Raw genomic sequence first — 20856 nt, 5'->3', positions numbered from 1 at the left:
AGGGAACGTACGCCGTCCGTCAATCCACGATGCCGACCGCCGCGGAGCAGCGGGCGACCTCGTCGCCGGTGAGCCGCAGATCCGCGGCGCGTGCCGAGTCGGTGATCGACTCGGGGCGGCGGGCCCCGGGGATCGGCACGAGCACCGGGGTGAGCGCGAGCTCCCACGCCAGCACGACCTGCTGCGGGCTCACCCCGTGGGCGTCGCCGATCTCGCGGAACACGCCGAACCGCTCCCCCACGCCGCGACCCCCGCCGCCGGTGCCGCCGAGCGGGCTCCACGGCAGGAAGGCGATGCCCTCCTGCTCGCAGTGGCGCAGCTCGCCGTAGCTGCCCGGGTGCTTCGGCGAGAACTCGTTCTGCACGCTCACGAGACGGTCGCCGAGCACCTGCTGTGCGATCTCGATCTCCTCGACGCTCGCGTTCGAGATGCCGATGGCACGGATCAGCCCCTCCTCGTGCAACGTCAGGAGGTTGCGCATGATGTCCCCGTAGACCATCCACCGATCGGGCCGGTGGTACTGGTAGAGGTCGATGACGTCGACGCCGAGCGCCTCCATCGACCGATGCACTGCCCCGCGGAGGTAGTCGAGCGAGCCGTCGCGGCCGCGGACCTCCCCCGCGCTGCGGGTGATGCCGCCCTTCGTGGCGACGAGCACGCCCGACGCGTCGCCGTCCCAAGAGCGCAGCGCGTCGCGCACGATCCGCTCGTTGTGCCCCATCTCGTTCCAGGCGGGGGCGTAGACGTCCGCGGTGTCGATGAACGTGACGCCGGCGTCGAGCGCGGCGTGCACCGTGGCGATCGCCTCCTCCCGCGTGGGGTACCGCTGGTCCTCGTTCATCGACACCGGCATGGCGCCGAGTCCGATCGACGAGACGGTGAACGGTCCGATGCTGCGGTACTGCATGGCGACTCCTCGGCGAGCTGGTCGTACGGGTCCTCGCCCAGCCTGTCACGGCCGGCGCGGCGTGGGTGCACAGGAACCTCATAGGCGACACCGTGCCGACGCCTGAACTCGGCCCGTAGCGTCCCCGCCATGAACACGTCACCGGCCGCCGCGCGGCCCGCAACGCCCCTGCGGCGCTGGATCGGAGCATCCAGCGCCCTCGTGCTCGCCGTCACGCTCGCCGCGTGCTCGAGCACGGACGAGACCACCTCCGAGTCGACCGCATCCGAGAGCTCCTCCTCGAGTTCGTCGTCCACGGCATCGAGCAGCGACGTGGTCGCACTCGCGGAGGCCTTCGCCGCGACGCTCTCCGACGACCAGCAGGCCGAGCTGTTCCAGGAGTACACCTTCGAGAACGCGGCCAACTGGTCGAACCTCCCCGACGCCCTGCTGAGCGGTGGGCCGGGCGGCGGCTCCGGCGGCGGCCGCGTCGGCCTCCAGACCGACTCCCTGAGCGACGAGCAGTGGGCCGCGCTCGAGGACCTCCTCGCCGCGGTCACCGGCTCGGGCGAGGACGAGGGGTTCGACGAGATCCTGCAGCACCTCGCGGCCGACGACTACCTCGGCGACAACGGCGGCGGCAGCGACTACGGGGCCGGGAACTACTTCATCGCGTTCCTCGGCACCCCGTCCGACTCCGGCACCTGGGAGCTGCAGTTCGGCGGCCACCACCTCGCGGTCGCGAACACGTACGTCGACGGCGCACTGGCCGGCGCGACCCCGTCCTTCCGCGGCATCGAGCCCTTCCAGACGGTGGAGCAGGACGGCGAGACCGTCCAGCCGGAGCAGCAGGAGCAGGCGGCGTTCGCGGCGCTGCTCGCGTCGCTGAACGACGACCAGCTGGCCGCTGCCGAGCTCTCGACGTCGTACAACGACATCCTGCTCGGCCCGGGCAACGACTGGGCGTTCCCGGAGACCTCCGAGGGGCTGGTGGGGTCCGAGCTGACCGACGAGCAGCAGGACCTCCTGCTCGCCGCCATCGCGACCTACGTCGACGACGTCGACGACGCGGATGCCGCCACCATCCTCGCGGAGTACGAGAGCGAGCTCGACGAGACGTACCTCGCGTTCTCCGGCACGACGGGCGTCGACCAGCAGGGCGACTACATCCGCATCGACGGCCCGTCGGTCTGGATCGAGTTCTCGATGCAGAACGGCATCGTGCTCTCGGGTGCGCACCCGCACGCGGTCTGGCGCGACAAGCAGAACGACTACGGCGGCACCACCTCCTGATGCGCCGATCCGTCGTCGCCGCGCTCGCAGTCCTCGCTGCGGGCGCGGCGGCCCTGCTCCCCGCCCCGGCGGCGTCGGCGCACGTGGTGCCGTCGACCGTCATCGCGCTCGACGTCCACGACTCCGACATCACCGCGACCGTGACGCTGCCCGAGTCCGACCTCGCCACCGCGAGCGGCGTCGACGTGGGCGACGTGCTCGACGACTCCGAGGCAGCCGCACTCGAGGCGTACCTCGAGGACCACTTCGCCGTCGCCTCCGACGACGGCGCGTGGACGGTCGACGCCACGGCCGTCGAACTGGGCAGCACCGAGCAGTGGGGCACGGGCGCATTCGACACGGTCACCGCGACGGTGCTGCTGACACCGGCGGATGCCTCGGAGGTGCGCGCGTTCACCCTCGAGTACGACGCGATCGTCCACCAGGTCGTGACCGCCGACGTCTCGGTGATCCTGCACAGCGACTGGGCCGCCGGCGAGCTGGAGTCCGCGCGCGACCTCGGCACGATCTCGGCGGACACGGTGACCGGCGGCGTCTCGCCGCTGGCGATCGACCTGGACGACGGCAGCTGGTGGCAGGGGTTCGCGGGGATGCTCGGGCTGGGCGTCTCGCACATCGCGAAGGGCACCGACCACCAGCTGTTCCTCCTCACCCTGCTGCTGCCCGCCCCACTGCTGGCCGCGGGCGGGCGCTGGCGCCGGACTGCGCCGACGCGCACCGCGGTGCGCCGCATCGCGGCGATCACGCTGGCCTTCACGATCGGGCACTCGATCACGCTCGCGCTCGGCGCGCTGGGGCTCGCGGTGGCGCAGCAGCCGGTCGAGGTGCTCATCGCCGCGAGCATCCTGGTCGCCGCCGTCCACGCGATCCGCCCGCTCTTCCCCGGCCGGGAGGTCGTGGTCGCCGGCAGCTTCGGACTCGTCCACGGCATGGCGTTCTCGGCGACGCTGGCCGCCCTCGACCTCTCCGGCGGGCAGCTCGCGCTGAGCCTCGCGGGCTTCAACCTCGGCATCGAGCTGATGCAGCTCGTCGTGGTCGTCGTGGTCCTCCCTCCCCTCGTGGTGCTGGCGGGCACGCGCGCCTACGCGCCACTGCGTGTGGGTGCCGCAGCCGCAGCCGTCGCCGCCGCGGCGGGCTGGCTCCTCGATCGCGCCGGCGTCCCGAACCTCGTCGGCGCGGCCGCCGACGCGATCGGCCCGGCGTCGCCGTGGATCGCCGGCGCGCTCTGGGTCGCAGCGCTCGGCGTGCTCGCCCGGCGCGCCGTCGCGCCTTCACCCGCGGACCGTGGGTTCGCTCACTCCTGAGGGGGCAGTTCGCGCCGCGCGCGCGGCATCGCCGTGTCGACCGACTCGCCGGCGTTCGGGTCCCCGGCGCGGTGCGCCTCCCACCAGCTCTGGTACCGCGCGACCAGCGGCACGGAGCTCAGCCCGTGCAGCAGGATGCTCAGCGCGACCGTGACGAGCACGGTCGTGAGCACGACCTCCTGGTCGGGCACCCCCTCCTCGACGGCGATCAGCACGAACACCAGCGACGCGAGGCCGCGCGGCCCGAACCAGCCGATGAACCAGACGGTCGGGCGCCGGATCCGCCGTCCCGCGAGCGCGATGGCGACCGGGAGCATCCGCACGATGGTGAGGCTCAGCACCGCGTAGAGCATCACCTGCCAGGTCACGAACGGCAGCGCGGCGGTGAGCGCCAGCGCACCGAAGGCGATCCAGGTGACCGCGGCGGCGAGCTCGCCGGCCTCCTCGGTGAACAGGCTGACGACCGAGCGCGCGGGTCCCGCGATGCGCCCGAAGACGATCCCGCCGACGAACGCGGCGATGAAGCCGCTGCCGCCGAGCACGTCGGCGACCGCGAAGGCGAGCAGGGCGGATGCCAGCGGCAGCACCTGTCGCCAGTCCTTCGTGATCCATCCGCGATCGTCGGCGATGCGGAACAGCGCGCCACCGCCCAGCCCGGCCGCGAGGCCCGCGGCGAGGCCCCAGCCGATCTGCGCTCCCATGCTGCCGACGATCGCGCCCGCGACGCCCGAGTCGATCTCGGCGTTCGCGATCGACAGCGCGACGAGGAAGAACGGCACCGCGAGCCCGTCGTTCAGGCCGCTCTCGACGTCGAGCGCCTGCCGCACGCGCGGCGGCACCGAGGCATCCGTCACCACCTTCTGGCCGAGCGCGGCGTCGGTCGGCGCGAGCATCACCGCCAGCAGCACGACCGAGGCGAGGGCCATGCCCGGGAAGACGAGCACGCCCACGCCGACCCCGGCCAGCATGGTGAGCGGCAGCCCGATGAGCAGCAGGCGGCTCGGCCAGTTGAGCTGGTGGCGCAGCGCATGCAGGTCGAGGCGCGTGGCGTCGCTGAACAGCAGCAGCACGAGCGCGATCTCGGCGACGCGCTCGGCCACGGCGACCTCGAGCCGGATGTCGGAGACCCCCGGACCGAACAGCCCGACGGCGAGCCCCACGGCCGCGAGGAACAGCGCGGGCGTCACGCCGCGCCGATCGAGCACCTTCGACAGGGCGCTCCAGGCGATGATGGCCACCAGCACGACGATCACCGCGATCATCTCGACCCCCGCCCGCTCGAACGCGCCGTCGGGCTCATGCTACCGAGCGGCGCCCGCCCCGGTCCGCCTCCGGATGGTCGGGGCGACGATCCGTTCCAGTCGTTCGGCCACGGCGAGCACGAGCTCGTCCGCCGCCCACGGCCCGACCACCTGCAACGCAACGGGTAGCCGATCCTCCGCCAAGTCGACCGGAACACTGACCGCGGGCTGGCCGGAGATGTTGAACGGGTAGGTGTACGGGGTCCAGGTGACCCAGGGCAGCGGGGCCTCCACCTCGCCGCCGGGTGGAACCTCGGCATCGGCATCGAACGGGGTCAGCGGCATGGTCGGCATCACCAGTACGTCGTACGTGGAGAACATCTCGAAGATGGAGGCGTTGAACTCGCGCCGCGCCGAGAGCGCACCGAGGAACTCCGACAGCGCGTACTGCTCGGCGAGTCCGGTGAGCCTGGCGAGCCCGGGGTCCATCTCCTCCGATCGCGCCCGCACGAGATCGGCGAAGCCGAGTCCTCGACCCGTCACCCAGAGCGCCTCGAAGATCGCTCGCGGCACGGGCATGTCGAGTGCGACCTCTTCGACGACCCCGATACCGGCGTCCGGCAACGCATCGAACACCGGTGCCAGCCGCGTCGCCACGTCGGCGTCCGGAGCGATGCCCCAGGGTTCGCGCACGACTCCGATGCGCCACGCCCGTCCGCCGGGAAGCGGAACCGGTGCGCAGAACGCCGACTGTGGATCACGATCATCCGGACCGCGGGTGATCCGGAGGACTTCGCGCGCGTCCCGGATCGAGCGGCTCAACACGCCCGCGTGCGACAAGGACTCGTTGACGGTTCCGGGCCACACCGGAATCGCACTGAGCGTGGGTTTCAGGCCGACGACGCCGCAGAACGCGGCAGGGATGCGCACGGAACCTCCTGCGTCGGAGCCTGTGGCGATCGGCACGGCGCCGGCGCCGACCGTGGCCCCGGACCCGGCCGATGATCCTCCACTCGTGCGCGACGGGTCCCACGGGTTCCGAGTCACACCGGTGAGCGGCGAGGTTCCGGTCCCCTTCCATCCGAACTCGGGTGTCGTGGTCCGGCCGATGATCACCGCTCCGGCCTCGACCAGGCGATCCACCATCGGCGAGGCCGTCGTCGCAAGCTGCGACGTCGTGGTCCGCGACCCTTTCCGTGCCGGCTCGCCGACGATGTACATGTTGTCCTTCGACGCGATCGGCACGCCGTGGAGCGCGCTGCGCAGGAAGCCGCTGCGCGCCTCGGACTCGAGGCGCGTCGCTTCGGCGATCGCAGCCTCGGCTCGGAAGCCCGCGTATGCGTTGACGAATGCCTCCTGCCGCCGCGCGACGTCCAGCGCGAGTTCTGCGAGTTGGACCGGCGACAGCGAACCGTCGGCGACACCGCGCCCCAGGTCGAGCCCGGTCGAGTCGCAGTATGCGGGCTCGTCCAGCTGCCGGTAGCGTCCGCCGAGGTTCATCGTTGCGTCCGCTCCGCGAGATCCCGCCAGGCGTCCGCGAAGCGGTCGCCCCACTCGATCGGTACCGACGTGCTGACCTTGACGAAACGCTCCCCGAAGTGCGCGGACTGGTAGGTGCCGGGTCGGATGAACACGTCGCGCTCGAGGAGCGCGTCGCAGACGGCCTCGCTGTGCAGGCCGGTTTCGCGCACATCGACGGCGACGAAGTTGCCGTGCGACGGAGCGACGACCACGGTACCGAATGCCGACTCCGCGACCACGTCCTCGACGAGGCGACGGTTCGACGCGTTCACCGCCCGCAGTTCGTCGAGCCAGGGACCGCGCTCCCGGAGTCCGGCGATCGCGGCGCGCTGGCCGACGATCGAGGAACCCAACGGGTTGGCGGGGACGCGCATGATGCGTGCCAGTAGATCGGTCTGCGCGACGACCGCGCCCAGTCGCATCCCGGCGAGGCCGAGCCACTTCGAGAAGCTGTACGTCGTGAACGTCCGCTCCGGATACAGCTCCGCGACCAGCGAGTGCCCCTCAGCGAAGTGGCGGTAGGTGCAGTCGTGCACGATGTACGCCCCCGCTTTCCGGACGACGGCCACAATCTGCTCGAGCTCCTCGCGCGTGTATCGACTGCCGAGTGGATTGAGCGGGTCCACGAGGTAGATGAGCGAAGCGGGGCCGATCGCTGCAGCGAGCTGCGCCACGTCGAGCGTCCGCGATGGATTCTCGTAGACATCGAGTGCGGCGACGGGTACCCCGGTGCGACCGACGAACCGACCCGGCCACGGCCAGCCGGGATCCGTCGTGACCAGCCGGTCGAGTTCGGGTGCGAGCACTGCGCAGATCTGGTGCAGGCCCGCGACGGCCCCGTCGGTGATCCAGGCCCCGTGCCCGGTACCGGTGAGGCCGAGATCCTCGATGATCAGGTCCCGGAGCTCGCCGAAACCGCTCGGGGGAGCATAGACCTGATATTCCCGATCGCGCACGGACCTCTCGATCGCCTCGACCACTACCGCGGGCGACTCCAGATGCGTCGTGTTCTGCCCCATCCAGGCGAGGCCCGTCCGGGCGAGGAGTCCCTCGAAGTCGGCTGCCATGGCGTTCCTCCTACTTGCGCGTGCGCGCACTGTCGTCGATCAGTCGCCCACCGACGATCCGCGGCACGCCGTCGAGCGAGATCGTGGCGTCCTTCATCACGCAGTCCAGGTGCGCGACCGCTCCGACCGTGCCTCCGTACGCGAGTGAATTGCCGAACGCGATGTGGGCACTGCCGAGGCTGGATTCGGTCTCCATGGGCACGCCGCAGACCGACCCCTGCGGGTTCAACCCGACGGATACCTCCGCGAGGTTGGTCATCCGCGGATCGTCGCAACGAGCGATCATCTCCGTCAGGCGCTCGGCCTCGTCGCCGTCGGTCGAGACGAGTACGCCGTCGCGAAGGTGGAGGGCCGCCGGCGACCGGACCGGACCCGGCCCCATGAACAGGAAGTCGGCGTCGATGACCACGAGGCCCGAACTGGATCCCTCGACCGGCGCGGTGCCCGACTCGATGTCGGGGGGAGCCATGTAGTCGCCCGGATTCCGGGCGACGCCCGTCAGCGCTCGTCCGGCACGACCTTGGACCGAGCCCGAGAGGTCGGTCCCGGCCGGCGTCTGGATGCGATAGGTGGACGCCTCCTCCCACGCGCGCGCAAGCTGCCGCGTCGTCTCCGCAAGGGCGTCGAAATCGACGTCGAAGGGTCCGCCCAGGCGGAACGTGTCCGCGATCACCGCCGGCATGCACAGGTAGCGCGTCCCTGCAGCCGAGGCGTGACGACGCGCCTCGCTCGAGCCGATGAACGTCGAGGTCAGTTCGATGCCGCAGTCCACCGCGGCCAACTCCTCGGCGATCACGGGGGCGGGCTCGCTCCCGGGCACCGGGAAGACCGGAAGCGTGCGCACCAGCGGGATCGCTCCGCGCTCCTCGATTCCGGAGACGAGTCCAGCGACGACGACGACATCGGTGAGCGCGTCCGTGAGCAGCATCACCCGTTCGCCGCGGCGGAGGCCGAGGCACGTGTCGAGCGCCCGGGCGACCGTTCGATCCGGGAGCGTGCTCGCGATCACTCGCCACCTCCCCGCACCTGGCGGACAACGTCGGCGAACTCGGCGACGGTGTGCATGCGGGAGTCCGCGTCGCCACCGATCGGGAAGACCGTCATGCTGTCGACGCCGACGCCGGCGAGCGTCTCGACGTGTTCGCGAGCCCGCGACCGCCCACCTGCCAGCGCCATCCGGTGCACGAACTCGTCCGGGAGCAGCCGAGCGGCAGCAGCGGCCTCCTGGAACTCGCCGCCGGCGTACATCGAACGCACCCGTGCGATCAGCTCGGGCGCGAGGCCCGCGAGTTCGCAGTACACCGGTGCGGTCTGCGGGAACCACGCCGCGATCGTCCGGGCGGCCTCCAGGGCGGTGTCCTCGTCTTCGTCGATCGCGCCGTAGGCGAACACCGAGATCCTCGGACGTGACTCACGACCGGCGAGCTCGGCCCCCCGATCGATGTGACGGAGGGCGTACTCGATGCCGTCCGGATGCAGTCCCGCCAGCAGGATCACCCCGTCGGCCAGACGTCCGGCCATCTCCAGCGTCTTCGGGCCGCTCGCAGAGACATAGACGGGAATCGAGGCGGGCACGTCATAGCGAAGGTGCGCGTCGTCCAGCGTGAATCCACGAGCCTCCCAGGTCACGGGTTCACCGGTCCAGAGCCGTCGCGCTGCGATGATCGCGTCCTCGAGCTCGCCGAGCCGCGCGGGCGATGCCCCGAGGGCATGCAGCGGACGGTCGCCCGCACCGATCCCGTGGATCGCCCGGCCCACCGAGATCTCCGAGAGCGTCGCCGCTGCGACCGCACCCAGTGCAGGGTGCCGCGTCACCGGGTTGGTGACCGCGGTGCCGACCGACATCCGACTCGACCTCAGCGCGGCGATCGTGAGGTACATGTAGCTGTACCGCGAGTGCAGCGACGAGTCCGTCAACCAGAACTCGTCGAATCCCAGGCCTTCGATGCGTTCGACCATGTCGCCGAACTCGGCGGACGGATAGACCGGCTGCAGGGCTACTCCGGTTCGCATATGCTCACTCCCTCATTGCGTCCGTGCACTCAGCGATCGGCGAGTGCCAGCGCGGTGAACGTCGCGTACACGCGTGTCGCCTCGACGATGTCCTCGATGGAGAGGTGCTCGTCGGGACAGTACACGGGCTCGCCCCCCGGCCCGAAGATGATCGTCGGGACATCGGCACCGAAGCTCGCGGTGTCCCCGAGCCATCCCGCGGCCTGCAGTTCCGGTTCCTCCCCGCGAACCGAGCCCAGGGCGCGCCGCATGAGCCCCGTGACCTCGTCGTCGGGACCGGCGAGGTACCCGGACTTGACGTCGGCGAGCACGACCTCGGCCTCGAAGCGGGGCTCGTTCGCCTTCGCTCGGGCGAGGCACTCCTCGATCTCTGCGCGCACCTGGTCGGTCGTCACGCCGGGTTGGGGGCGGCAATCGACCCGGATGACGCACTCGTCCGGGATCATCGACGGTCCGCCCGGCGGCAGGCCGCCGTAGACGCGTCCCGGGGCCATGTACGTCTCCGGGCCGAACAGCTGGACGACCCAGTCCTCGAGCACCGGCGTGAGCCGCGATCGGTCGAGCTCGATGATCGCGTGGGCGGCCAGCATGTTGGCATTGACGGCGAGCGGCTTGTGACAGGTGTGCGCGGAGACCCCCCGCACGATGATGTCGAAGTAGTAGCGGCCGCGGTGGCCTAGGAAGATCTCGTTGTCGGAGAGCTCGCCGAGCACGCAGAGGTCTGCCGAGTGCGACTTGAAGTACTCGATCGAGCCGAGCTGATCGCCCATGTGGTCGGAGACCGCGGCGATCGCGACGCGTCCGCGCACCGCAAGTCCCGCCGCGCGAACCGCCTCGGCGGCCACGATCTGGCAGACCAGCGCCGCCTTCATGTCCATGATCCCGTGTCCATAGACCGCACCATCGATCACCTCGCCCGAGAACGGGTCGGTACGCGTCCACCCGTGCGAGACGGGCTTGGTGTCCATGTGGCCCGTGAGCACGACGGTCCGACCGGGCTCGCCGTCTCCCAAGTCGAGGTGCCCGATCGCGTTGGGACGATCGGGGAGGACGGGCTGCAATTCCACACCGGCGAACCCCGACTCGCGCATCACGTCGGCGAGGTACGCGGCGAGCGGGCCCTCGTCACCGAGCACGCTCGGGATGCGACAGACCTCCCGCACGAGCCGCACCAGTCGATCGGTGTCGATGTGCGCCGAGACCCGCTCGGTGATGTCTGCGTCGAGTACAGTGCCCATGAATCGTCCTTCGTTCGACTTGATATCTGAGATCTTATTCATCACCGCTTGCGATGGACCCTCCCCCACGTAAACTCCTTGTTACGAGGCAGCGGCAGCCGTATCGGGCGCGCAGCCCATCGCGCACAGCACGATGAGATAGGGAATATCTGCGATCTGATCGCAACTCCACTGAGACCCAGGACGGAGCAGCATGCACATCGTCGACCCGGTCGCGCCGCAACAGGTGAAGGACCTCGTGTACGAGCGCCTGCGCAGCGCGCTGATCACCCAGGAGTTCGCACCCGGAGAGCCGCTCCGCGAGGCGCGCCTCACGGAGATGTTCGGCGTCAGCAAGACGCCGATTCGTGAGGCGCTGGTCCGACTCCAGCAGGACGGACTGGTCGAGATGGCCCCGTACCGGGGTGCTCGCGCGAGCGTCTACGACGCCGCGTCCCTGCACGCCATCCACGAGGCCCGCGAGATCCTCGAGGCCGAGTGCGTCCGGCGCGCCGCATCCGGCCGCAAGGGAGCTGCGCGCTCCATTGCCGCGGAGCTCACCGAGACGGTCTATCGCGCGCGGAAGGCGCTCGGCGACGGGGACATCGGCGCGGCAGCGGCCCAGCTGGACGCGTTCGACGAGATCCTGCTCCGGCAGATCGAGGGGAACGTGCTGCTCGCAGACGTGCTCCGGCGCGTCATGGCGCACCTGGCCCGCGTCGGGCGCATCGAGCTCACGGAGTCCGTGATCCTCGCCTCCCTCGCTCAGCATGAGCCGATCATCGATGCGATCCGGGACCAGCAGCCGGAGGCCGCTGTCGCGCGACTCCGCGAGCACCTGGCGGACGTCAGCGCGCACACCTTCGCCAGCATGGGCTTCTGAGACGTATCGGGCAGCGCGTGTTTCGCGCCGGGAAACAAGCACGCCAGCTGTGTAACGGTCTCGTGAACTCCCACCGAGCGCGTCCTCGAGATGCGTATTTTGATCTGAGATCTGAAATCTCACTTTCAACGACTCGGAGGCAAGATGCGCAAGACACATTCCGCAAGGCTCGGTTCCGCGGCACTCGGGACGGCCGCAGTCGTCGTCGCACTCAGCGGCTGCGCCGGCACGACGGCCGACACCGCCGCTGACGGCGAGGAGTTGCAGAGCGTCGAACTCATGCTGAGCTACCAGCGTTCGCTCGCGTTCATCGGCGAGATCATGGCGCAGGAGAACGGCTACTTCGCAGAGGAGGGTATCGAGCTCGAGCCGATCGCCAGCGAGGGCGGCACGTTCGTCGTCCAGCAGCTGATTGCAGGGAACATCCCGTTCGGCCTCGCCAACACCGAGGCGACCGAGATCGCAGCGTCCCAGGGATATGAGCTCGAGGCGCTCGCCGAGCACGATCGCGACATCATCCTCATCGGCGCGCCGGTCGGTGGAGGCGTCGAGTCGGTCGAGGACCTCGAGGGCAAGGCGCTGGGCATCACCGATCCCGGCGGCGGCGAGGTCGCCCTCGTGAACGCGGTCCTCGAGGCCGCGGGCCTTTCGGGCGTCGACACCCCGGCCGTCGGCCCGGGCGGTCCCGCCGTGTACAACGCGCTGGAGACCGGACAGATCGCCGCATACGCGGGATTCACCAACGACCTCGCGGCTGTCGAGGCATCCGGGCTGACCTTCGCGAACATCCTTCCCGACGAGTTCCGCGGCCTCCCCGCCAACTCCTTCGTCCTCGCCACCGACGCGACCGACGAGGACAAGGCCACGTTCATCAAAATCGTCCGCGCCTGGACGCGTGGGACGATCGACGCACTGAACGACCCCGAACTCGCGCTCGAGATCGGTTGCAGCTACGTGCCGGAGGAGTGCGAGGACATGGCGACGGCTCGGGCGTACCTGGACGCGACCCTGGATGGCGTCCAGCCGCGGGAGGGCCTGGCGATGGGCGAATTCGACCACGACGTGCTCGAGCTGCAGGCCTCGGTTCTGGCAGGGAGCGCGCTGGGTGACGAGGCGATCGACTTCGACGCGATCTTCCCGAACGACGCGATCGAGGCGATCAACGACTTCTCGACGCCGACCCTGTCGACCGACGCGCGCATCCGCCTCGCGGAGCAGAACTAGCACCAGACCGGGGGCCGCCGCTTCCCGCGGCGGCCCCCGCCGACAACCGGAGAGGAGCCGTGTTCATGGATTCCACAATTTCGATTCACGACGTCGGCAAGTGGTACACGACGCGCAAGGGCCCGATCGAGGCGCTCCGATCGATCGATGTCGACATCCGACCCGGTGAGTTCGTCTCGTTCGTGGGACCGAGCGGATGCGGGAAGTCGACGCTGCTCAAGATCATCGCGGGCCTGGAGGACTACGAGCTGGGCACGGTCTCGGTCGGAGGTACTCCCCCGCATCCCGGGCGCAAGGACGTGGGCATCATGCTCCAGTCGCCGGTGCTGCTCCCCTGGCGGACGGTGCGCTCCAACGTCCTGATGCCGATCCAGATCATGGGTGGCGACATGCGGACTGCCCGGCGGCGCGCGGACGAGGTGCTCCAGCTCGTCGGCCTGGGCGCGTTCACCGACAAGTACGGGTGGGAGCTCTCAGGCGGGATGCAGCAGCGTGCGAGCCTCGCCCGGCTCCTCGTGCTCGACCCGGACATCATGCTGCTCGACGAACCCTTCTCGGCACTCGACGAGTTCAATCGCGAGAAGCTGACGCTCGAACTGTCCGAGATCCATGCCCGCATGGGCAGGACGGCCGTCTACGTCACCCACAACATCGCCGAGTCGGTGCTGCTGAGCGACCGGGTCGTCGTGCTGAAGCCGCACCCCGGTGAGGTGCTCGACGTCGTGGACATCGACCTTCCCCGCCCCCGCACGCGGGAGACGCTCGAGCTCCGCCGGGCATCGGAGCTCACCGCGTCGATCCGCGATCTGCTGTTCTCACACGAAGGGGCGACCCGATGACCTCCGCTGACCTCACCTCGCCCACGGGCACGAGTGCCCCCGAGGGGCCCCCTGCGTCGCTCGGGGCGAACCAGGCACGCAGGAGGCGACGAGCCGCATTCGCCTCGATCGTGCTGCCCAGCGTGGTCGTCGCCACCGTGCTCGCCGCCTGGGAAGCAGCGAGCGCCGCCGGCCTCGTCAGCGAGATCATCCTCCCCGCCCCGAGCGCGATCGCGATCGCGCTGTTCGACATCATGCAGGAGGCCTACTTCTGGGAAGCGACGTCGGTCACCGTGCTGGAGACGGTCTACGGCTTCCTCATCGGGTGCGGCATCGCCTGGCTGCTCGGCATGGCGATGAGCCTCTCGGTCACGATTCGACGCATGCTCTATCCGATCGTCGTGGCGTTCCAGAACACGCCGCGGGTCGCGCTGGCGCCGCTGTTCCTCGTGTGGTTCGGGTTTGGGATGATGTCGAAGGTGATAATGGCGGCGACCATCTGCTTCTTCCCGCTGCTCATCTCGATCGTCGTCGGTATGGAGACCGTGGATCGGGATGCGAGACTCCTGATGCGAAGCATGGGGGCGACCCGCTGGCAGCTGTACCGAACGCTGAGCCTGCCGGCATCGCTCCCGTACTTCTTCGCCGGGCTCAAGACCGCGATGACACTCGCCCTCACGGGCGCGATCGTCGCGGAGTTCGTCGGCGCGAACGACGGAATGGGCGTCCTGATCAAGACCTACAACTTCCAGCTGAACGTCGCTGAGGGGTTCGCAACCATCTTCGTGTTGATGGTCATCGGGCTCCTGCTGTATGGGCTAATGGAGTGGATCGACCGCCGCATCGTCTTCTGGCGGGACCAAGAGCTCTAGGCTCATCAATGGTCCACGGCGCCCGCCGTCCGGAGCTCGTCCTCCAGCTCCCCGGCGAGCACGGCGAGCCCGGCGAGCGCGCCGTCGCCCGGCACGACCTGCACGCACACGTGATCGGCCCCCGCCTCGAGGTGGGCGCGGATGCCCCGGGCCACCGCCGCGGCCGAGCCGTGCACGATGATCCGGTCGACGAGCGCGTCGCTGCCGCCGTCGGCGAGGTCGGCGTCGCCGAATCCCGCCCGACGCATGGTGTCGGCGTAGTTCGACAGCTGCAGGTAGCGGTGCAGGAAGGCGCGCGCCGCCGACCGCGCCCCGTCGTCGTCCTCGTCGAGCACGACCGTCTGCTCGGGCGCGACGAGCACTCCCGCACCGAGCACGGCGCGCATGCCGGCGGTCTGCGACGGCACCGTGAGGTAGGGGTGCGTCCCCGCGCTGCGCTCGGCCGCGATGGCGAGCATCTTCGGCCCGAGCGCCGAGACGAGGCGGTCGCCGACCGGCACGCCGCGGGCATCGAGCACGTCGAGGTACCGCTGCATCGCCCGCAGCGGCCGCTCCCGGTGCGGCGTGGCCTCGCGGTGCCCCGACCCGATGCCGAGCAGCAGCCGGCCCGGGTGGCGGTCGGCCACGCGATGGTACGCGTCGGCGAGCTCGCCGGCGTCTGCCTTCCAGATGTTCACGACCCCGGTGGCGACGTGCAGCGACTCGGTCGCGTCGAGGAGTTCCTCGGCCCGCCGCAGGTCGGCCCGGGGCGACCCGCCCTGCCAGACCGTGCCGTACCCGAGCGCCTCGATCTCGACGGCCGCGGCCGCGTCGATCGCGGTCACCCCTGCCCACGCGCCGACCCGTCCGAGCCGGTCGCTCCACCCCACCTGCTCCACGTCGCTCCCTCCGGACCTGCACCGGTACTCCGGCGGGGCCAGTCTGCCATCCCGGCCCGGGACAGCCCCCGGCGGGGTTGGGGCCTGCCCGGTGCCGGCAGATGCCCGGGCTCCCTAGCGTCGGAGCATGATCACGATCCGAGTCCTCGCGGTGCTCTGCGCCGACGACGACGGCGCGCACGGCGGCGCGCACGCCCTCGCCGACGCCGACATCGCGCAGTTCTTCGAGCGGACCGACCCGTACGCCGGCTCCGCGGGCATCCGGTTCCGGTGCAACGGCGCACTCGACGTGGTGCGACGCGAGTCGACGCTGCTCAATCAGGATTGGACGATCCCGCCTCGCCTGAGGGTGGACTTCACTCGTCAGGACCGTCCGTTCCCGGTGGCCGACCAGGAGGCCTGGGCGGTCCGTCACGACACCGCGCGCAGCGACTACGCCGCCCGTCGGCGGGGCCGGCTCGTCGTCTTCTTCCGGTCCGGCACGCGCCTCGCGGGCGGGCCCGGCGCCTGGTCGCTCGCGCCGTGGCAGGGGGCGTTCTCGGGTGCCGAGCACGAGTTCGTGGCCTTCCCGCACGGCCTGTCGGAACCGAACCTGTTCGCCCACGAGGTCGGGCACTTCCTGCACCTGCCCCACACCGCCGGGAGCGAGGTCACCCTGACCGAGGACGAGAAGGGGTCGTTGCCCGCCCACTGGGACCTGGATGCCGCCGCGCGACAGGCGGTGGCCGACATCCTCATCCCGCGGTTGCGCGGGGTCGTCGCCGCGTGGGTCGCCGCCGGGAACCCCCTCTCGACCGCATGGCAGGCCCTCGACTACGACCGCAGGACCACGCTCGCCGACCCGGGGCCCGCCCTGCTCGACACGCCCGCCGACCCGGGACCCCAGCTGATGACCGCCCTCGGCCACGCCGACGACGACGACAGTGTCGAGATCCCGCTCGACTCGGCCGGGCACCAGTCTCTGGTGCTCAGCCCGGATCGGCACAATGTCATGAGCTACTACTTCCGCAACTCCCTCACGCCGAAGGGGTACACCGAGGACCAGCGCGACCGCATCCACTGGGCGCTCGGCACGAGCCGGTCGCACCTCCAGCTGCGCGACCACATCCCGCGCGTCCCCCTGCACATCCTGCGCGAGACGAGCTGGCCCACCCTGATCACCCACGTCGTCGCCACCACGGTGCTGGGTGAGCCGACGCTCGTGAGCGCCTACTCGCGGCAGACCGGACGCCTGGCCGTGCATCGACTCGAGGGCCGGGAGCTCACCGAGACGGCCGCATTCGACTTCGGGGACTGGACGCACGTGGCCGGCTACGACCTCGGGCTCGATCGCTACCTGCTGGCCTACCACGCCGACACCGGGGCCGCGCGCTTCTCCACCCTCCACCGCGACGGCACGGGCATCGACCACCGGGGCACCGCCGCCTGGCAGGCGGGCTGGACCCGCGTGGTCGCACTGGGCAGCCGTGGCTGGAACCGCGACCACCTGCTCGTGTACGACGCGCAGACCGGCCAGGTGCGGATCGACGCGTTGTCCGACGGCGGCGGCAGCCGCAATCGATGGGACGGTTCGTGGTCGCCGGGATGGACCACGATCGAGCCGTACCAGCTGGGCATGGACCGCTGGAGGCTGTTCCTGCACCGCGGCGACACCGGGGTGGTGCACCTCGATGCGATCGAGGACCCGGCCGAGCGCCCGCGCACGATCCACGAGGAGACGTGGGACACGGGGTCGGTGCGCGCGATGGCGTACCCGACCTCGCAGTTCGCCGAGCATCGACGCGGGCGCATGCTCGTCTACCGCCCCACCAGCGGGGCCGCGACGTTCCACCACCTCGCGGACGACGAGATCACGCAGGCGACGGAGATGTCCTTCGCACCCGGCTGGTCGCACTTCCTGCCGACGTTCCTGACGAACCAGTTCGAGGACGGCGAGGGCATGCTCGCGTACCGCGCCGCGAGCGGCGACCTGCACGTCGACCGCCTGCTCTGACGATTCCGCCCCGCGCCCCGCACGCCGGGCGGCCCCGGGTGTGCGAGTCGCCCCTGCGGGGCATCCGCCCGCCCTATGCTGAGCGCACGGCGACAGGCTTCTCAGGAGGGGCGGGCACGTGGAGGTCGACGACAGGACCGACTGGGTCAATCCGAGCGCGAACGACCGGCTCCGCGACCAGCTCAGGTCGATGGCGGCCGCGCTGTCGAACACCGTCGCGCTCCGCGGGCTCGCCTGCGTGTTCGCCGGCCTCGTGGTGCTGCTGCTGCCCGACATCACCACGACCGTCGCGACCGTCCTCGTCATCGCCGTGCTCGTGCTCAGCGGCCTCGCCGACCTCGTCTACGCGGTGGCCGGCGCGCGCTGGTTCGCACGGCGCGTCAACCGCTGGCTCGCGGCGCCCCGCGGGCTCGCCGCGCTCGGCCTGGCGGTGCTCATGGTGCTGCTCGCGATCGCGGGGGCCGGCGAGGTCTCGCTGCCGCTCATCGTGGTGATCCTGGGGGTGTACGTCGGCATCCGCGGGCTGGTCGCCGTGATCGGCGCGCTCGTGAAGCGCAAGGAGCGGAGTCCGCTCCCGCGGGTGGCGGGCGGATCGATCGCGGTCGTGGGCGGCGTGCTGGCGTTCATGGTGCCCGCGTCGCTGACCACGACGGTGATCGTCGCGGCCGCGGCCGCCTCCCTCGTCGTCGGGTTCGTCCTCATCTCCTGGAGCATCCGCCGTGCGGCGCGCGGAACGGGCCTCGACCCGGCGACCGCCTCGATCCCCGACGTGCTCTGGGACTGGATCGAGGGGTCGGACGTCGGCCGCAGGACGCGCGCGGAGCAGGCGGCCGGCCTCTACTTCGAGCGTCCGGAGCGCCTGACCAAGCTCGGCACCTGGTGGGTCATGCTGGTGCTCTCGGTCGCGATCGCGACTTTCGCGGTGCTGCAGGACTCCACGGCCGTGGTCATCGGCGCCATGCTCGTCGCGCCGCTGATGACGCCGATCCTCGGACTCGCGGGGGCGCTCGTCAACGGGTGGTCGCGGCGGGCGTTCCAGTCGGCGACGCTCGTGACCTCGGGCGCGATCGTGTCGGTCGTGCTGGCCTACGGCATCACCGCGTGGGCACCGGTGGCCGTCTCGTTCGCGACCAACTCGCAGATCGTGTCGCGGGTCTCGCCGAACACGGTCGACATGATGATCGCGCTCGCCGCCGGCGCCGCGGGCGCCTTCGCTACCGTGAACTCCCGCGTCGCCGCCGGCATCGCGGGCGTGGCGATCGCCGTCGCGCTCGTGCCGCCGCTTGCCGTCGTCGGGGTGAGCCTGAACGGCGGACGCCTCGACGACGCGGGCGGCGCCGCACTGCTGTTCCTCACCAACTTCGTCGCGATCGTGCTCGCCGCGGCGGGCGTGTTCGTGATCACCGGGTGGGCGCGTCCCTACGCCCTGCGCAACCGCCCCGGGCAGATCCTCCAGACGGTCGCGCCGTTCGTGATCCTCGCCGGCATCATCCTGCTGCCGCTGATGCTCACGTCGGAGGGCCTGCTGCAGACCCAGAACCGCGAGCGCGACGTGCAGGCCACGGTCGAGGTGTGGCTCGGCGACGACAGCGGTTTCGAGGTCACCGACGTGTCGGTCTCGGGCACGGACGTCTCGGTCACGATCACCGGTTCGGGCGACGCCCCCGATGCATCCGACCTGCACGATGCGATCCAGGACGACTTCACCGGCTCGATCGGCCTCACGCTGACCGTGGTGCCGGTCGAGGTGACGGTGATCCCGGCCGGCTGATCGGCACGTGCGCCGCGACGGGTCGGCGACGGATGCTGCCGATCCGACGGCGAATCCGACTCGCTCCCCTGATCGTGCACGCACGAGCGGGCCCGCCTCCCTCCCGGACGGCGGGCCCGCCGCTGCGCTCCCCTGCTACAGGAACCTCGCGTACGCCCCCACCGTCAGGAACGTCGGGAACTCGGGCTCGAGCGCGACGGTGCGGAACACCTGGATCGCGTCGTCGAACCGGTCGCCCTCGAAGCGCGGCAGGCCGCGCACCGCGTCGCCCATGGCGCCGACGATGAACGTCTGGTCGATGCGGGTGCCCTCGGCGGTGACGGTGTTGTCGTGCAGCCACTGCCAGATCTGCGAGCGCGAGATCTCGGCCGTCGCGGCGTCCTCCATCAGGTTGTCGATCGCCGCGGCACCGGTGCCCCGCAGCCACGACTCGATGTACCGGATGCCGATCGAGATGTTGTCGCGCACGCCCTGCTCGGTGACCTCGCCGCCGGCCGACGGGATGTCGAGCAGGTCGGCCGCCGTCACCTCGACGTCGTCGCGCTGGCGGTCGACCTGGTTCGGCCGGTCGCCGAGCACCGCGTCGAACTCCGCGCGCGCCGTCGGGATCAGGTCGGGGTGCGCCACCCACGTGCCGTCGAACCCGTCGGTCGCCTCGCGCCGCTTGTCCGCGCTCACCGCGGCGAGCGCCGCCTCGGTGACCTCGGGGTCGCGTCGGTTGGGGATGAACGCGCTCATGCCGCCGATCGCGTGCGCGCCTCGCTTGTGGCAGGTCTGCACGAGCAGCTCGGTGTAGGCCCGCATGAACGGCACCGTCATGGTGATCGTCTTGCGGTCGGGCGTGACCCAGCGACGGCCGCGCGAGCGGAACGTCTTCACGATGGAGAAGATGTAGTCCCAGCGACCGGCGTTCAGCCCGGCGCAGTGGTCGCGCAGCTCGAACAGGATCTCGTCCATCTCGAACGCGGCCTGGATCGTCTCGATCAGCACCGTCGCGCGGATCGTGCCGTGCCCGATGCCGACGTACTCCTCGGCGAAGGTGAAGATGTCGTTCCAGAGCTTCGCCTCGCGGTGCGACTCGAGCTTCGGCAGGTAGAAGTACGGGCCGCGGCCGGCGGCGATGAGCGCCTTCGCGTTGTGGAAGAAGTACAGCCCGAAGTCCACCAGCGAGCCGGACGCGTTCATGTCGCGCCCCGACCGGTCGTGGAAGCGCATGTGCTTCTCCACCAGGTGCCAGCCACGCGGCCGCATCACGATCGTCGGGGTCTCCGACGCGGTGACCGCGTAGTGCTTGCCCTCGGGCGAGGTGTAGGTGAGCTCGCCGTGCAGGAAGTCGTACAGCGAGCGCTGCCCGCCGATCACGTTCTCCCAGGTGGGGCTGGTCGCGTCCTCCTGGTCGGCGAGCCAGACCTTCGCGCCCGAGTTCAGCGCGTTGATCGCCATCTTGCGATCGGTCGGCCCGGTGATCTCCACCCGGCGGTCCTCCAGGCCCGGCCCGGGACCGGCCACCCGCCACGACGCGTCGTCGCGGATGAACGCGGTCTCGGGCAGGAACTTCGGGTCGCGCCCGTTGGCCACGTCGACCCGCCCCTGCAGGCGTGCGGCGAGCAGGTCGTGCCGGGTGCCGGCGAACCGGTCGTGCAGCTCGGCGAGGAACCGCAGCGCCTCGGGCGTGAGGATCTCCGCGTCCTCCGGGAAGACCTCGGCCGTGACCTCGATGCGCGGCTGGCTGATCTGGAAGCTCGAACCGGTGACCGGGCGGGGCTCGGGGGTGGGCTGAGCGGATGCCTCCGAGCTGACCGGTGCCTGCGAGGCATCCGTGCGCTCCAGGGTCGACGTGGGCGTGGTGTTCATGGTCTCTTCTCCTCGAGTGGT

17 protein-coding genes are annotated in these 20856 nt (G+C 70.6%); 8 read left to right on the top strand and 9 right to left on the bottom strand.

All coding sequences use genetic code 11. From position 1 onward, the window contains the following. Positions 1-19 precede the first annotated feature (19 nt). Positions 20-907 carry an aldo/keto reductase gene (locus ABZK10_RS07925; protein ID WP_353808641.1) on the bottom strand — a complete coding sequence of 296 codons (888 nt, stop codon included), beginning with the start codon at positions 905-907 and terminating at the stop codon, positions 20-22. Between the two features lie 129 nt (positions 908-1036). Here ABZK10_RS07925 and ABZK10_RS07920 point away from each other — a divergent pair, with 129 nt between their 5' ends. Together ABZK10_RS07920 and ABZK10_RS07915 are read left to right on the top strand one after the other, a co-directional pair. After that, a complete protein-coding gene (locus ABZK10_RS07920) occupies positions 1037-2179 on the top strand; it encodes a DUF3500 domain-containing protein (RefSeq protein WP_353808640.1) in 1143 nt (380 codons plus the stop codon). Then, entirely contained in the window at positions 2179-3483 is a 1305-nt protein-coding gene (locus tag ABZK10_RS07915) for a HupE/UreJ family protein (RefSeq protein ID WP_353808639.1), read from the top strand. The genes ABZK10_RS07920 and ABZK10_RS07915 overlap by 1 nt, the downstream gene beginning before the upstream one ends. On the opposite strand, the gene ABZK10_RS07910 is transcribed toward ABZK10_RS07915, so the two are convergent. Genes ABZK10_RS07910 through ABZK10_RS07885 form a run of 6 tightly spaced genes read right to left on the bottom strand, consistent with a single transcriptional unit; the run spans position 3474 to position 10563 of the window. Beyond that, positions 3474-4745, bottom strand: coding sequence for a cation:proton antiporter (locus ABZK10_RS07910; protein ID WP_353808638.1), 1272 nt, complete (start codon positions 4743-4745; stop codon positions 3474-3476). The two genes, ABZK10_RS07915 and ABZK10_RS07910, sit on opposite strands and share 10 nt — an antisense overlap. Before the next feature lie 39 nt (positions 4746-4784). Then, on the bottom strand, positions 4785-6224 hold the full coding sequence (locus tag ABZK10_RS07905) for an amidase (protein WP_353808637.1): 1440 nt from the start codon (positions 6222-6224) through the stop codon (positions 4785-4787). Continuing rightward, positions 6221-7312 carry a pyridoxal phosphate-dependent aminotransferase gene (locus tag ABZK10_RS07900; RefSeq protein WP_353808636.1) on the bottom strand — a complete coding sequence of 364 codons (1092 nt, stop codon included), beginning with the start codon at positions 7310-7312 and terminating at the stop codon, positions 6221-6223. Before ABZK10_RS07900 ends, ABZK10_RS07905 begins: the two co-directional genes overlap by 4 nt. Positions 7313-7322: 10 nt before the next feature. Continuing rightward, a complete protein-coding gene (locus ABZK10_RS07895) occupies positions 7323-8321 on the bottom strand; it encodes a 2,5-dihydroxypyridine 5,6-dioxygenase NicX family protein (RefSeq protein WP_495525222.1) in 999 nt (332 codons plus the stop codon). Beyond that, positions 8318-9325 (bottom strand): LLM class flavin-dependent oxidoreductase, encoded by a 1008-nt coding sequence (locus ABZK10_RS07890; RefSeq protein ID WP_353808634.1) that lies wholly within the window; start codon positions 9323-9325, stop codon positions 8318-8320. Before ABZK10_RS07890 ends, ABZK10_RS07895 begins: the two co-directional genes overlap by 4 nt. Before the next feature lie 29 nt (positions 9326-9354). Then, positions 9355-10563 (bottom strand): M20 family metallopeptidase, encoded by a 1209-nt coding sequence (locus ABZK10_RS07885; RefSeq protein WP_353808633.1) that lies wholly within the window; start codon positions 10561-10563, stop codon positions 9355-9357. A gap of 193 nt (positions 10564-10756) precedes the next feature. Between ABZK10_RS07885 and ABZK10_RS07880 the strand changes: the two genes are divergently transcribed. The 4 genes from ABZK10_RS07880 to ABZK10_RS07865 all read left to right on the top strand — a co-directional run bounded on the left by ABZK10_RS07880 (position 10757) and on the right by ABZK10_RS07865 (position 14339). Next, positions 10757-11425 carry a GntR family transcriptional regulator gene (locus ABZK10_RS07880; RefSeq protein ID WP_353808632.1) on the top strand — a complete coding sequence of 223 codons (669 nt, stop codon included), beginning with the start codon at positions 10757-10759 and terminating at the stop codon, positions 11423-11425. Between the two features lie 144 nt (positions 11426-11569). After that, complete coding sequence (locus tag ABZK10_RS07875) at positions 11570-12649, top strand: ABC transporter substrate-binding protein (RefSeq protein ID WP_353808631.1); 1080 nt, start codon at positions 11570-11572, stop codon at positions 12647-12649. A 65-nt stretch (positions 12650-12714) separates the two neighbouring features. Beyond that, positions 12715-13488 carry an ABC transporter ATP-binding protein gene (locus tag ABZK10_RS07870; protein WP_353808630.1) on the top strand — a complete coding sequence of 258 codons (774 nt, stop codon included), beginning with the start codon at positions 12715-12717 and terminating at the stop codon, positions 13486-13488. Then, positions 13485-14339 (top strand): ABC transporter permease, encoded by an 855-nt coding sequence (locus ABZK10_RS07865; protein ID WP_353808629.1) that lies wholly within the window; start codon positions 13485-13487, stop codon positions 14337-14339. The genes ABZK10_RS07870 and ABZK10_RS07865 overlap by 4 nt, the downstream gene beginning before the upstream one ends. A 5-nt stretch (positions 14340-14344) precedes the next feature. Here ABZK10_RS07865 and ABZK10_RS07860 read toward each other — a convergent pair whose 3' ends face one another. Continuing rightward, entirely contained in the window at positions 14345-15217 is an 873-nt protein-coding gene (locus ABZK10_RS07860) for a TIGR03620 family F420-dependent LLM class oxidoreductase (RefSeq protein WP_353808628.1), read from the bottom strand. Between the two features lie 127 nt (positions 15218-15344). On the opposite strand from ABZK10_RS07860, the gene ABZK10_RS07855 reads away from it, so the two are divergent. Next, a complete protein-coding gene (locus ABZK10_RS07855) occupies positions 15345-17210 on the top strand; it encodes a hypothetical protein (RefSeq protein WP_353808627.1) in 1866 nt (621 codons plus the stop codon). Positions 17211-17328: 118 nt separating this feature from the next. Continuing rightward, the gene (locus tag ABZK10_RS07850; protein WP_353808626.1) at positions 17329-18981 is read left to right on the top strand and encodes a DUF389 domain-containing protein; all 1653 of its coding nucleotides are present in this window, start codon (positions 17329-17331) and stop codon (positions 18979-18981) included. Between the two features lie 135 nt (positions 18982-19116). Here ABZK10_RS07850 and aceB read toward each other — a convergent pair whose 3' ends face one another. Beyond that, the gene (gene aceB / locus ABZK10_RS07845; protein WP_353808625.1) at positions 19117-20835 is read right to left on the bottom strand and encodes a malate synthase A; all 1719 of its coding nucleotides are present in this window, start codon (positions 20833-20835) and stop codon (positions 19117-19119) included. Between the last annotated feature and the right edge of the window lie 21 nt (positions 20836-20856).

Origin of the sequence: Agromyces sp. SYSU T00194, from assembly GCF_040496035.1 — a bacterium.
GTDB lineage: Bacteria > Actinomycetota > Actinomycetes > Actinomycetales > Microbacteriaceae > Agromyces > Agromyces chitinivorans.
This window is presented reverse-complemented; position numbering and strand designations above follow the sequence as displayed.

Bases quoted from the DNA above. Each gene is read 5' to 3' on its own strand.
- ABZK10_RS07885 (WP_353808633.1), bottom strand. From the start codon at position 10,563: ATGGGCACTGTACTCGACGCAGACATCACCGAGCGGGTCTCGGCGCAC.
- ABZK10_RS07880 (WP_353808632.1), top strand. From the start codon at position 10,757: ATGCACATCGTCGACCCGGTCGCGCCGCAACAGGTGAAGGACCTCGTG.
- ABZK10_RS07890 (WP_353808634.1), bottom strand. From the start codon at position 9,325: ATGCGAACCGGAGTAGCCCTGCAGCCGGTCTATCCGTCCGCCGAGTTC.
- ABZK10_RS07875 (WP_353808631.1), top strand. From the start codon at position 11,570: ATGCGCAAGACACATTCCGCAAGGCTCGGTTCCGCGGCACTCGGGACG.
- ABZK10_RS07915 (WP_353808639.1), top strand. From the start codon at position 2,179: ATGCGCCGATCCGTCGTCGCCGCGCTCGCAGTCCTCGCTGCGGGCGCG.
- ABZK10_RS07910 (WP_353808638.1), bottom strand. From the start codon at position 4,745: ATGATCGCGGTGATCGTCGTGCTGGTGGCCATCATCGCCTGGAGCGCC.
- ABZK10_RS07925 (WP_353808641.1), bottom strand. From the start codon at position 907: ATGCAGTACCGCAGCATCGGACCGTTCACCGTCTCGTCGATCGGACTC.
- aceB (WP_353808625.1), bottom strand. From the start codon at position 20,835: ATGAACACCACGCCCACGTCGACCCTGGAGCGCACGGATGCCTCGCAG.
- ABZK10_RS07855 (WP_353808627.1), top strand. From the start codon at position 15,345: ATGATCACGATCCGAGTCCTCGCGGTGCTCTGCGCCGACGACGACGGC.
- ABZK10_RS07920 (WP_353808640.1), top strand. From the start codon at position 1,037: ATGAACACGTCACCGGCCGCCGCGCGGCCCGCAACGCCCCTGCGGCGC.
- ABZK10_RS07900 (WP_353808636.1), bottom strand. From the start codon at position 7,312: ATGGCAGCCGACTTCGAGGGACTCCTCGCCCGGACGGGCCTCGCCTGG.
- ABZK10_RS07870 (WP_353808630.1), top strand. From the start codon at position 12,715: ATGGATTCCACAATTTCGATTCACGACGTCGGCAAGTGGTACACGACG.
- ABZK10_RS07865 (WP_353808629.1), top strand. From the start codon at position 13,485: ATGACCTCCGCTGACCTCACCTCGCCCACGGGCACGAGTGCCCCCGAG.
- ABZK10_RS07905 (WP_353808637.1), bottom strand. From the start codon at position 6,224: ATGAACCTCGGCGGACGCTACCGGCAGCTGGACGAGCCCGCATACTGC.